We start from the raw sequence: 12371 nt of genomic DNA on the forward strand, positions 1-12371 counted from the left end.
ATCGCGGCGAACGCAAAAATATTGGTGCCTGTCCGGTTTGATCGATGGCACCAATATGGACAGTGCTTTACAACAGGCCATTGAGGTCAGAAAAAATGACCCCACGTTAGACAATCAGGGGCCGAAAACCGAGAGAATTGCGGCTCATTAACCTGTCGGTGATGAGCTTCATCCAATGTCGCAGGAGGAGAAAACATGACGCTTCGTGTCGCAATCAACGGGTTCGGACGTATCGGACGAAACACCTTTCGTGCACTTTATGAAGGGGGTTATCGTGACCGTATCGAGGTCGTTGCCATCAACGATCTGGGCGACCCGGCGCTGAATGCGCTGCTGCTGGAAAATGACACCACGCACGGCCATTTCAACGCCGACATTACGCATGACGACGAAAGCTTTACCGTCAACGGCGACCGTGTTCGCATTCTCTCCGAGCGGGATCCTGCCAAGCTTCCCTGGGGCGATCTGAATATCGATCTGGTCATGGAATGCACGGGTATCTTCACCAAGCGCGATGCCGCTGCCAAGCATATTGAAGCCGGCGCCAAGCGGGTGCTGATTTCCGGTCCGAGCGGTGATGCCGATGCCACCATCGTCTTTGGTGTCAACGAAAACGTACTGGAAGCCGGCCACACCGTGGTTTCCAATGCGTCGTGCACCACCAACTGCCTGGCGCCGGTAGCCAAGGCCCTTAACGATACCGTGGGTATCGAGACCGGCCTGATGAACACCATCCACGCCTACACCAATGATCAGAACCTGTCTGACGTCTATCATTCCGACCCGTTCCGCGCGCGCAGCGCCACGCAGTCGATGATTCCAACCAAGACCGGTGCCGCCTCGGCCGTGGCCAAGGTGCTGCCCGAGCTTGACGGCAAGCTGGACGGTTTCGCCATTCGCGTGCCCGTGATCAACGTCTCGGTCGTGGATCTGACCTTTACGGCCTCGCGCGAGACCAGCCGTGACGAGATCAACCAGATCATGCGCGATGCCGCCGAGAAGTCGGGCGTGTTGAACATCAACGAGAAGCCGCTGGTCTCGATCGATTTCAACCACAACCCCAGCTCCTCGACCTTTGACACCAACCACACACGTGTCAACGGCAAGCTGGTCAAGGTCATGTCCTGGTACGACAACGAGTGGGGCTTTTCCAACCGGATGCTGGATACGGCACTGGCCATGGGCAAGACGCTTTAAGCATTACCCTGTAATGTTATCGCTCTATAAAGGGACGCCTTCGGGCGTCCTTTTTTGACGCATTTTCTGAATACACAGCTTTCTCATGGAGGAGAAATGACACAGACCCTACTGGCCTTTGATGTTTACGGTACGCTGATCAACCCGGGTGCCATGTCCGATGTGTTGCGTCCGACGTTGGGCGACAGCGCAGAAGCGGTCGCCGCCCAGTGGCGTGCCAGCCAGCTGCAGCTGGCCTTTCGCCGCGGGTTGATGGGCCGCTATGTTGAATTCTCGGTGTGTACCCGTGACGCGCTTGATGTGGCCATCGCGGCGCAGGGTGTCGATGTTGATGCCGCCACCCGGGATGAGTGGCTATCGGCTTATGCCCGGCTGCCTGCCTTTGAGGAGGTCGATGCAGCACTTGCTTCGCTGGTGGCGTCCGGCCATCGCTGTGTGGCCTTTTCCAACGGCACCGAAAGCGCCATGCAGGCGGTGCTGGGCAATGCAGGGCTTGCCCATCATTTCGAGGCGCTGGTCAGCGTTGACGACATTAAACGCTTCAAGCCCGACCCGGTGGTCTATCACCATATGACACGGCGCATGAATGTGGCCCACGAAAATGCCTGGCTGGTCTCGAGCAATAACTGGGATATTCAGGGCGCTCGTCATGCCGGTTTAAAGGCGGCCTGGATTCATCGTGACAAAACGGCATTGATAGAAGACCCCGCGCTTGTACCAAATATCGAAGTCGAACGCCTCGATGAACTGGCGCAAAAGCTGGCCGAAGGACGCTGATATCAAGCAATAATCGGGGTATCCCGTGTGCCCCGATTTCCGCCTGATGGCTGGCCTGAAGGGGCGAAAGTGTCGCATTATGGCGACAATTTTATTGACAAATATACCGTGTTCTGATCAGTTCAATATGGTAAGGTTGCGCTTTAAAACGAATGATTTGTCAACCTTGATTGATTCTTTTGCGTGCAGCAATGCACCCGAAATGACTGCCGTTCAATGGCAGCAACAGGTCAGCCAGCCATGCCATACGTAACCGGAAAACAATGTGTCAGCGGTGTCCATCAGCTTTTGGGATCAACGCTGAAGGATGCACGTCGGGAGCGGCAGGGGCGTATCGTCGGTATCGATCAAACGCGGGAACATCCGGTCATCGATGTCATCTGGCAGGGACAGCCTCGCGCAGAGCGCATCATCATTACCTGCGACCAGCTCCGCGACCTTGTTCGGGCAAGCCTTGCGCGTGCAGCGTCACAGGCAAAGGGAGTCTCCTCGACCGATACCGTCGATGAGCAGACGCACAGCCAGGCGCCGGTAGTGGTGGCCGAGCAGCGTCGCGCCTGAGCCGCGCTATCGTTTTACGTTCGTGAAAGGGGGCTTCGCCATCACCGGCGAGGCCCTCTTTTTATATGGCTTGCAGGACGTGACGCCACAGAATAATACCGCCGTATGCCATGTCTTCTTATACTGTCGTGTGCGATGGCACTACAAAACCAACAGACCACAGCAGGGGAGCTTTCATGAGAACCATGTTTCTGGGAATCGGCATGGGGTTGATGCTGGCCAGCGTCAACACCTGGGGTGAAGAGGGTGCGCCGGGGCAGATGGGGCCGAAGGTTGAAACGCGCACCCTGACCTATAGCGTGGATGGCGAAAACTACACCGGCTATCTGGCTCGCGACACCAAAACGGACAGCAAGCGCCCCGTGGTGCTGGTGGTTCACGAGTGGTGGGGGCTGAGCGACTACATTCGCCAGCGCACCGAGCAGCTGGCCGCGCTCGGCTATGTCGCCTTTGCCGTGGACATGTACGGCAGTGGGAAGACGGCCACCCATCCTGATGAGGCCGGCAGTTTCTCGAGTGCCGTAATGAACGACTGGCCCGGTGCCCGGCACAATCTGGAAACCGCCATCGAGGCGCTCAAGGACACGCCGGGCGTGGACGACTCACGCATGGCCATCATCGGCTACTGCTTCGGCGGCGGCGTGGCGCTTAACGCTGCACTGGACGGCATGCCGTTCAAGGCCGCGGTGAGCTTTCACGGCAGCCCCGGGCAGGTGGTCGAAACGCCGAGCCACTTTGACGGGCGGGTGATCATCCAGAACGGGGCGAGCGATCAGATGGTCGAGCAATCGGCGCTTGAATCCTTGATGGAGACTTTTGAAGGCGTGGAGACCGAGGCCACGCTGATCCAGTATCCCGGCGCCATGCACGCCTTTACCAATCCGTATGTGGATGCGAAGGCGCGCGAGTTCGATCTGCCGCTGGCCTACAACGCCGCCGCCGATGCCGCCAGCTGGCAGGTCATGCTCAACGTGTTCAACAAGGTCTTTGCCGCGCCTCCGGCCGCCGCAAAATAGAATGATGCTTCATGAAAAGGGGGCCGGTGCGGTGTCTACCGTAGCGGCCCCCTTTGTTATCGGCCATGCCCCTTATTGAGGCAGGGACAGAATGCGCCGCGCCAGATGAATCATGCCCGGGTCACCGGTGTTTTTGGCCCGAATGTCGGAGAGCTTGACGACCGGCAGCCACTGATCCCCCTCGGGGCGTGTTTCGGTCATCTTGACCACCATGTTCATCGGTTTGAGACCGACATCGTTGGTGAAGTTGGTGCCAATGCCGAATGACATGCCGATACGCCCTTCACAAAAGCGCGTGATCTTTTCGACCTTGTGGGTGTCCAGCGCATCGGAAAAGATGATGGTCTTGCTGCGCGGGTCGATCCCGTAGTGTTCGTAGTGATCGATGGTCGCCTTGGCGAATTCGATGGGGTCGCCGCTGTCGTGGCGAATACCGTCAAAGAGCTTGGCGAACATCTTGTCAAAGCCTTCAAAAAAGACCTGGGTGGTGAAGGTGTCCGACAGGGCAATACCCAGATCGCCGCGATAGACCTCGACCCAGTTCTCCAGTGCCAGCGTATTGGCCATCTTGAAGCCGAAACGGGCGGCATGGAACATGAACCACTCGTGGGCGTGCGTGCCCAGCGGTTTGACCCCGTGGCGATGGGCCATGTGCACATTGCTGGTGCCGGTAAAGGTACTGCCACCGTAGCGCTTGAGCGTGCTTACGACCAGATCGTGTACTTCATAGGAGTGGCGCCGGCGGGTGCCGAATTCGGCGATGCGCACGCCCAGCTCCCCGTAATGCTCGATCTTTTCACGCGTGCGCCGGGTGACCTGTTCATCGCTGTCGCGCTGCTCATCGAGCATCTCGTACCAGATCTGGCTGATCAGCGTCATCAGCGGCACTTCCCAGAGAATGGTGCGATACCAGAGCCCCTCGATGGTGACGCTCAGCGTCTCGCCGTGCTGCTCGATGGTGACCTCATGGGGCTTGTAGCGAAAGCCTTCCAGAAAGTCATGATAGGTCGGGTCGAGATAGGGGCAGGTGACTTCCAGAAAATGGCGCTCTTCGCCCGTCAGCCGCAGCGCGGCCATGGCATCTACCTGCTCCCTGAGCCGTTCGCCAAAGCCGGGCGGGAAGGCATGCTCGCCACGATTGATAAAGCTGTAGCGCGCATAAGCGTTGGGAAACAGTTTCACCACGGCGTTTTGCATGGTGAACTTGTAGAAGTCATTATCAAGGATCGAATGCAGCATTGAGCGAGTCGGCATCTCTGTTGATGGCCATTTAAGCGATAGCTCGACAGCATAGCGCAGCAGCCAGGCGGACTCCATCCCGAAGCGTTGCCACCCTCCGGGCCGAGTCGGGCGCGTCAGAGCCTTCTATCCTGTATCCCTATCATGTACCCGGCTGGAGAGGCGCCATGAGTCTCGATATTTGCGATATCGGTGCAATGGCCGATATCGATGCGCTGCAGTGGAATGCGCTGGCAGGTTCGGATTACCCCTTTATCCGTCACGAGTTTCTCAACGCCCTGGAGGTGACCGGGGCCGTCTCCTCGCGTACCGGCTGGACCCCGCACCACCTGACGATATGGCAGGGTGAGCGGCTGGTGGGCGCCATGCCGCGCTATCTCAAGGACCACTCCTGGGGTGAGTACGTCTTTGACTGGCAGTGGGCCGATGCCTGGGAGCGCGCCGGCGGGCAGTACTATCCCAAGCAGCTCAGCGCCATTCCCTTTACCCCCGCGACCGGCCCGCGGTTGCTGCTTGCGCCCGATATCGATGCCGATGAGGCACTGACCGCCATGGCCGAGCATCTTGAAAGTGCCGGTCTGGTGTCATGGCATTTGCTGTTTCCCGACGCCGCGCTTGCCCAACAGTGGTGTCAGCGCTGGCCCGAGCTGCTCCAGCGCAGCGGCATGCAGTATCACTGGTTTGACCGGGGTTACGGCGATTTCGAGAGCTTTCTGGGGGCCATGACCTCAAAGCGGCGCAAGGAAGTGCGTCGTGAACGCCGCCGTGTGGCCGAGCAGGGGCTGACAATGCGCCGTCTGGCCGGCCAGGAGATCGACCGGACGGCCATCCAGCACTTTTATCGCTGCTATCAGATCACTTATCTGGAGCACGGCCAGCGCGGCTATCTGGACATCGAGTTCTTTTATCGATTGCTCGAGGAGATGCCCGACGCCCTGGTACTGGTTCAGGCGCTGGACGAGACGTCGCGACCCGTGGCCGCAGCGCTGTGCCTGCGCGGCTCGACTACGCTCTATGGACGCTACTGGGGCAGTGAGGTCGAGGCCAGCTGCCTGCATTTTGAAGCCTGCTACTATCAGGGCATCGAGCACTGTCTGGATGTCGGGCTGTCCCGTTTTGATCCGGGCACCCAGGGCGAGCACAAGATCGCCCGCGGGTTCGAGCCGACCGCCACGCGCTCGCTGCACTGGCTGGGCCACGATGGTTTTCGCGACGCCGTGGCGGATTTTCTGGCGCGCGAGGAGACGGTCATGGAGCAGATGCGCCTCGAAGCGGCCAGTATGCTGCCATTTCGTCGCGAGAACTGACCTCCGGTGGCAACCGATGTTTCGTATTCACGTCATGGAGAGATGATGAAAACCTTGTATCGCGGTGTGTGGATAGCGGCCTGCCTGGCGCTGGCAAGCGTTAATATGGCGTCGATGGCGCAGGCACAGTCGCAAGCGCAGCGAGCGCCTCAGCAGCAGCCGGGTGATATTACCGATCACCAGGAGCAAACGATTCTGGAAACGCTCAAGGCCAACGGCGATTTCGATACCTTGGTGCAGGTCATCGAGGATGCCGACATGAGCGACATGCTCGACGGGCGCGGGCCCTACACCATCTTTGCCCCGACCGATGAGGCCTTTGCGCGCTTGCCGGACAGCGAGCGTCAGGCGCTGCTCGATGGCGAGCATCAGCAGTGGCTGAGAAAGGTGATCAAGTATCATCTGCTGCCGGGCACGGTGCCGGCCAGCGAGTTCAAGACGCTGGGCCGCCCCCAGGCGCTGGTAGGACAGCTCAGTCTGCGCGTGGAAAACGGTCAGTACCAGGTCAACGATGTGCCGGTCGATCGTCAGGAGATCCGGGCGCACAACGGCATCGTTCACCCGATCGAGGGCGTGCTCATCCCCTGGGATGCCACCGGCCTGCGTCCGGACTCCTGATCAGCCGGCCAGACCCGGAGGTCTTTGCATCAAGGGCGACAGCGACGTATCCGGGGCATTGGTCAAAAGAGCGATGCCCAGCAGCGTAATCAGCGCGCCGCCCAGCAGGGCAAGGCAATACCCCAGCCCCAGCGGGCGGCGGGTGCCGGCGCGCTGAAAGAGATGTGCCATGCGAACACGCGCCAGTACGGTCAGGGCGGCCAGCACGGACGTGGACAGCGCCGTGCCCACCGACATGGCCAGCACCGCCAGAACGCCGGCCGACCAGAAGCCCAGCATGGCCGCAACGCCCAGCACCATGACCGCCCCGCTGCACGGGCGCAGTCCGATTGAAAAGATGGCCGCTGTCATCTCTCGCCAGTGCCGACCGCTGCTCATGGGGTCGATATGATGCGTTCGGCCGCAGTGACAGGGGCCGCTGGCGACATGCGCAAGCGGTGTCATGACGCTGGCGCCCGTCGAGTGCGCCGGCGTCAGTCGCAAGGCGCCGGGTGACACGGTATCGGCAGGCGAGGGCGACGGGGCCGTCTCGGCTCGCAGTCGGTACAGACCGCGACCGGCGCGCGCCATGAGCCAGAGCCCCAGCGCCGTGACGGCGGCAAAGCTTGCCTTTTCGACCCAGGCGGTGCCGGCCATCGCTTCCCGGGTCAGCCAGCCCAGCCCCAGCACCAGTACCGTCACCATCACGATGGCGACCACGCCCTGCAAAAGGGCGGCGCTGGCGGTCATGACCAGGCCGCGGGTCAGGGCCGCGCGGTGGGTCAAAAGATAGGTGGCCACCACGGCCTTGCCGTGGCCGGGGCCGAGGGCATGAAAGACGCCGTAACCCAGACTCAACGCCATTAGATCCAGCCAGTCACTGATCCCTTCGCGCCGGGAAAGCGCCATCATGGCCTCGGCCAGCCCCCGATGCAGCGTGCGCTGCTGCACAATGATGTCGGTAACCAGCGAGTGCCAAAGCCCCTGGCCGATGGGCGAGAGCCAGAGTGCCGCCACAAGCAACACGGCAAGCGTTAGCCCGAGAGGCTTTACGAGTCCTGACACTTGATCACTCCGGTATCCGTGAAGAGACGGCCGATGCCTTCGGGCGCCTCGCCGGTAATGTCGATCGCCGAAACCCGGGCAACGACTGCCGGGTCGGGGTCGGCGTGGACTATCTCGCCGTGGCACTGCGGTGGCGCATTGACCAGTTCGATGGGGTGTTCGATCCGATCGTCATACAAAAACTCGATGAAATAGGTGTCATCAAACACCTGCCAGCGCAGTGACTCGTCAAGCGGCTGCGGCTCGGCCAGCGTCAGGATGAAGGAAAATTCGACCCGGTTGTCATCCAGGCGGGTGGTGTAATCCTCGATGCCGCCCAGTGCCAGCTCCCTGTCGCCGTCGTAGACATGGGTCAGATAATGCTGACTCGCCAGATTGGCCGCGATCTCGTGGCCTAGCGCGTCCAGACGCTGCGCCATGCTTTCATTGCCTGCCACGCCTTCAAGCCCCTCCACCATGGTCAAACTCTGAAACGGGTCCATCTTCCATGATTGCTCAAGCGCTGTGACCTGCCCCTGGTCATCGACCATGACGGCGACACGATAATCGATCCAGCCATGCGGATGCGCCGTGGCCGTAGTGGCCACCCATGACAGGACAAGACCTGCCAGCAGGACAGTGCCGCGCGGCAGGCGCCGGGAGTGTAGTGACACGTGATGGCCTCTCATCGGTAATCGAAAGGGCATGTTGCCCCAGCCGTAACGGGGTGGCGAGAGATGGATGCCACAACGAATTCCGGTTCATCAGTTCCGGTTAAGCAACTCGGGGTTTCTTTTTTAACCGTGGTTAAATAAGATCTCATGACGATACCAGTCAGGAGAGATTCGCCATGATGTCAGGGATTGAAGCGGCCACGACGACGCCTTCTCACAACCGCATGGCGAAGGCGCGTTCGGTGATGATACCGGCGCTGATGGTGTTGCTGTCGCTGTCGGGTGTGGCGCAGGCGCAGGAGCGTAAAACCGTCGTTGCAAGCTTTACGATCATGGCAGACATGGCCCGGCAGGTGGCCGGCGATGCACTTGATGTGGTCTCCATCGTGCCGCCGGGGGCCGAGATTCATGAATATGCACCCACTCCGCGCGATATTCTCAAGGCGCGTCGGGCCGATCTCCTGTTGTATAACGGTCTGGGGCTTGAGCGCTGGTTTCAGCGTTTCTATCAGGGCATGGACCATGTCCCCACCGCCGTTTTGACCGAGGGCATCGAGCCCATCGGGCTGGGCGACGGCCCCTATCAGGGCCGCCCCAATCCGCACGCCTGGATGACGCCGGCCAACGGTCTGATTTATGTCGAGAACATTCGCCGGGCGCTGGTCGCGCTGGACCCCGAGCAGGCAGCGATCTATGACCGCAATGCCAAAGCCTACAGCGAGCGTCTCGAGGCCATGGATCATGAGCTGAAAAATACTTTCGCACGCATTCCCGAGGCGCAGCGCACGCTGGCCACCTGCGAAGGGGCTTTTTCCTATCTGACCCGGGCCTATGATTTTCGCGAGCGCTATCTCTGGGCGGTCAACGCCGAACAGGAAGGCACGCCGCAGCAGGTGCGCCGTCTGATCGATCACCTCAACGCCGATGAGGTGCCGGTCACCTTCTGCGAAAGCACGGTCAACGACCGGGCCATGAAACAGGTCACCTCCGAGACCGGCGCGCGCTACGGGGGCACGCTGTATGTCGATTCGCTTACCCGCGCCGACGGCCCGGTACCCGATTACGAAACACTTTTGCGCTACAACGCGGGGCAGATACGACAGGGGTTCGACCTTGAGTAACGCATACCCACATGACGATGCGGTCATCGACGTCTCACGCACCAGCGTGCGCTACCCCGATGGCCATCTGGGCATCCGGGATATCTCACTGACGCTGCCCACAGGCAGTGTCTGTGCGCTGATCGGCCCCAACGGCAGCGGCAAGTCCACTTTGTGCAAGACCATTCTGGGGTTTACGCGCCCCACCAGTGGCCGGGTGACGCTTCTGGGCATGACGGTGCGACAGGCGCAAAAGCGCCATCTCGTCGCCTACGTGCCCCAGGCCGAGGAGGTGGACTGGCAGTTCCCCGTCTCGGTATGGGACGTGGTGATGATGGGACGCCAGGGGCAGATGAACTGGCTGCGCCTGCCCTCGGCGCTGGATCGGCGCTGCGTGGAAGAGGCCATGGCCCGCATGGAGATCACCGACCTGGCCCGTCGCCAGATCGGTATGCTCTCCGGTGGTCAGAAAAAGCGCGTCTTTCTGGCCCGGGCGCTGGCCCAGGGCAGCCGCATTCTGGTGCTCGATGAGCCCTTCACGGGCGTTGATGCTCATATCGAACAGGGCATCATGGGGCTGATTCGCGGGCTTCGCGATGAGGGCGTAACCGTGTTGATCGTCACCCATGCGCTGTCCAGCGTGCCGCAATACTGCGATTACGTGGCGATGGTTTCGAAGCAGCTCGTTGCCTTTGGGCCGGTAGCCACCACGTTCACCCAGCGCCATCTGGCCGCCACCTTCGGTGACGTCATGGCCGATACGGTCGTGTCGGACACCGAGCGTGGCACGTCGGATCGCCGCGCGGCGTGGAGTCTGTCATGAGCGGTGACCCGATCGCGGTATTGCTGGCGCCGTTCGAGTATCAGTTCATGACGCGCGGCATCTGGGTCGGCACGCTGATCGGGGCCATATGTGGCTGGCTGTCCTGCTATGTGGTGCTCAAGGGCTGGTCCCTGCTGGGCGATGCGCTCTCCCACGCCGTGGTGCCGGGCATTGCGATTGCCTACGCGCTCGGCCTGCCGTTTGCGCCGGCGGCCTTTATCAGTGCTCTGCTGGCGGTGGGCGGCATCGGGCTGATCAAGGGGCAGGGCGCCCTGAAAAGCGATGCCGCCATCGGCGTGGTCTTCTCGGCCTTTCTGGCGCTGGGGCTGGTGCTGATCTCGCTTAACCCGAGCGGGGTACAGCTCAGCACGATTCTTTTTGGCAACCTTTTGGGCATTGGAGATGCCGAGACCGTTCAGCTGGTCATCATCTCCGTGATCTGTCTTGTGGCGCTGTCGCTGCGCTGGAAGGATTTGATGCTGTATTGCTTTGATGAGGGGCATGCCCGGGTCATGGGGCTTAACGTCGTCTGGCTCAATGCGCTGCTGCTGTCGATGCTCTCGCTGATGACCGTAGGGGCATTGCAGGCCGTGGGGGCGCTGCTGGTCGTGGCGATGCTGATCACGCCCGGTGCCTGCGCCTGGCTTTTGACCGACCGCTTCGGACACATGCTGTGGCTGGCCCCGTTGATCGGCGGGGCGTGCGCTTTCGTGGGCAGCTGGGCGAGTTATTTCATGAACAGCTCGGTCGGCGGCACCATCGTCTTGCTGCAGACGCTGTGTTTTCTGATCATTTTCGTGCTGGCGCCGCGTCATGGCCTGCTGGCCCGGCGGCGGCGCGGCCCGGAGACTCTGGGTGAAGAAGGGTCATGAGTGCGCTGAACGAGTGGCTTGATGTGCTCTTTTTGCCGCTGACGCTGGATTTCATGCGCCAGGCCCTCTGGATGGGGCTGCTGGTCGGCACGGTCTGCGCCGTGCTGTCTTGTCTGATCGTATTGAAAGGCTGGTCATTGGTCGGTGATGCGGCTTCACATGCCGTGGTGCCCGGCATTGTGCTCGCCTGGCTTGCCGGTATTCCCATGGTCATCGGGGCGCTGGCCAGTGCCCTGTGCTGTCTGCTGGGGGCCGGGCTGATCGAGCGACACTGTCGTATTCGCCCGGATGCGGTGCTGGGTATCGCCTTTACCGGCTTTCTGGCGCTGGGCATGGTGCTGGTGGCCATGGTCCCCTCGGACGTTCACTTCATGCACATTCTGCTGGGCAATCTGCTGGGGATCGAGGCCTCAACGCGCTATCAGCTCATCGTGACCGGCATTGTCGTTTTAAGCGTTGTGGCACTGAAATTCAGCGACCTTCGACTCTACTGCTTTGATCCGCAGCAGGCGCAGGTGATAGGGCTCAATACCCGCCGGCTGCAGCTGTTGCTGACTGTGTTGCTGTCGCTTGCCACCGTCATGGCACTTCAGGCAGTGGGCGTGGTGCTGGTGATCGCCATGCTGGTCACACCGGGCTGTACGGGCTTTTTGCTGACCCGCCGGCTCGCCTCGATGATGATGGTGGCGGCGGCCAGCACCTGGCTTTCGGTGCTTTTGGGCGTCATGTTGAGCTTTCATGTCGATGTCGAGACCGGCGGGGTCATCGTGCTTGTTCAAGCGTTTCTCTTTTTGCTGGCCTTTCTTTTTGCGCCCGGGCGCGGGGTCATCTTTCAAAGGATGCGCGTGCGACGCGCCATCCGCGCTGACAGGGAAGCCGCTCGGGGATAAGGGCCAATACCTGCCGTCGACGTCATGGCCCTGAGCGCAACGCGTCGGTCGCGCTAAAAGGGCAGTTTTGCGCCGTTTGGAATGTAACGTGTGATTGTCTGAAAAGCGGATTCAATTGTTCATCAATAAAATTAAAACAGCGTTTCTTTTATCAGTATTTTTAATCCAGATTATCTAGTTTAAAAAAGTTACAAAATTGGTAACAGCGTTCTCAAAAGAGCTTTGACGCTGCTGACGGTTCACGCTATATCTGGCTCATGGTTCCGGCACGGTC

At 60.6% G+C, this 12371-nt stretch carries 13 protein-coding genes; 10 read left to right on the plus strand and 3 right to left on the minus strand.

The window, feature by feature from the left end:
• The first annotated feature begins 195 nt into the window (after nucleotides 1–195).
• The 4 genes from gap to ACXMYO_RS01620 all read left to right on the plus strand — a co-directional run bounded on the left by gap (nucleotide 196) and on the right by ACXMYO_RS01620 (nucleotide 3551).
• A complete protein-coding gene (gene gap, locus ACXMYO_RS01605) occupies nucleotides 196–1197 on the plus strand; it encodes a type I glyceraldehyde-3-phosphate dehydrogenase (RefSeq protein ID WP_438766338.1) in 1002 nt (333 codons plus the stop codon).
• A 96-nt stretch (nucleotides 1198–1293) separates the two neighbouring features.
• On the plus strand, nucleotides 1294–1974 hold the full coding sequence (locus ACXMYO_RS01610) for a haloacid dehalogenase type II (RefSeq protein ID WP_457807601.1): 681 nt from the start codon (nucleotides 1294–1296) through the stop codon (nucleotides 1972–1974).
• Nucleotides 1975–2214: 240 nt separating this feature from the next.
• The gene (locus tag ACXMYO_RS01615) at nucleotides 2215–2535 is read left to right on the plus strand and encodes a hypothetical protein (RefSeq protein ID WP_438766342.1); all 321 of its coding nucleotides are present in this window, start codon (nucleotides 2215–2217) and stop codon (nucleotides 2533–2535) included.
• 176 nt (nucleotides 2536–2711) lie between these two features.
• On the plus strand, nucleotides 2712–3551 hold the full coding sequence (locus ACXMYO_RS01620; RefSeq protein ID WP_457807602.1) for a dienelactone hydrolase family protein: 840 nt from the start codon (nucleotides 2712–2714) through the stop codon (nucleotides 3549–3551).
• Between the two features lie 72 nt (nucleotides 3552–3623).
• Here the strand turns inward: ACXMYO_RS01620 and pncB are convergent, their stop codons facing one another.
• Nucleotides 3624–4790, minus strand: a complete 1167-nt coding sequence (gene pncB / locus ACXMYO_RS01625; RefSeq protein WP_457807603.1) for a nicotinate phosphoribosyltransferase — start codon at nucleotides 4788–4790, stop codon at nucleotides 3624–3626.
• Nucleotides 4791–4957: 167 nt separating this feature from the next.
• On the opposite strand from pncB, the gene ACXMYO_RS01630 reads away from it, so the two are divergent.
• A complete protein-coding gene (locus ACXMYO_RS01630; RefSeq protein ID WP_457807604.1) occupies nucleotides 4958–6097 on the plus strand; it encodes a GNAT family N-acetyltransferase in 1140 nt (379 codons plus the stop codon).
• A gap of 45 nt (nucleotides 6098–6142) precedes the next feature.
• Nucleotides 6143–6715: a fasciclin domain-containing protein gene (locus ACXMYO_RS01635; RefSeq protein ID WP_457807605.1), complete on the plus strand. Its 573-nt coding sequence runs from the start codon at nucleotides 6143–6145 to the stop codon at nucleotides 6713–6715.
• On the opposite strand, the gene ACXMYO_RS01640 is transcribed toward ACXMYO_RS01635, so the two are convergent.
• Together ACXMYO_RS01640 and ACXMYO_RS01645 are read right to left on the minus strand one after the other, a co-directional pair.
• Entirely contained in the window at nucleotides 6716–7759 is a 1044-nt protein-coding gene (locus tag ACXMYO_RS01640; RefSeq protein WP_438766352.1) for a HoxN/HupN/NixA family nickel/cobalt transporter, read from the minus strand. It lies immediately after the preceding gene.
• Nucleotides 7744–8412 carry a DUF1007 family protein gene (locus ACXMYO_RS01645; protein WP_457807606.1) on the minus strand — a complete coding sequence of 223 codons (669 nt, stop codon included), beginning with the start codon at nucleotides 8410–8412 and terminating at the stop codon, nucleotides 7744–7746. Before ACXMYO_RS01645 ends, ACXMYO_RS01640 begins: the two co-directional genes overlap by 16 nt.
• Nucleotides 8413–8588: 176 nt before the next feature.
• Between ACXMYO_RS01645 and ACXMYO_RS01650 the strand changes: the two genes are divergently transcribed.
• From ACXMYO_RS01650 to ACXMYO_RS01665, 4 genes are read left to right on the plus strand one after another with little or no spacing between them, the layout of a single operon-like run.
• On the plus strand, nucleotides 8589–9533 hold the full coding sequence (locus ACXMYO_RS01650) for a metal ABC transporter substrate-binding protein (protein WP_457807607.1): 945 nt from the start codon (nucleotides 8589–8591) through the stop codon (nucleotides 9531–9533).
• Complete coding sequence (locus tag ACXMYO_RS01655; protein WP_457807608.1) at nucleotides 9526–10335, plus strand: metal ABC transporter ATP-binding protein; 810 nt, start codon at nucleotides 9526–9528, stop codon at nucleotides 10333–10335. The genes ACXMYO_RS01650 and ACXMYO_RS01655 overlap by 8 nt, the downstream gene beginning before the upstream one ends.
• Nucleotides 10332–11207: a metal ABC transporter permease gene (locus ACXMYO_RS01660; protein WP_457807609.1), complete on the plus strand. Its 876-nt coding sequence runs from the start codon at nucleotides 10332–10334 to the stop codon at nucleotides 11205–11207. Before ACXMYO_RS01655 ends, ACXMYO_RS01660 begins: the two co-directional genes overlap by 4 nt.
• Complete coding sequence (locus ACXMYO_RS01665) at nucleotides 11204–12097, plus strand: metal ABC transporter permease (RefSeq protein WP_457807610.1); 894 nt, start codon at nucleotides 11204–11206, stop codon at nucleotides 12095–12097. The genes ACXMYO_RS01660 and ACXMYO_RS01665 overlap by 4 nt, the downstream gene beginning before the upstream one ends.
• The last annotated feature ends 274 nt before the right edge of the window (nucleotides 12098–12371 follow it).

This window comes from Kushneria sp. EE4, from assembly GCF_977968315.1.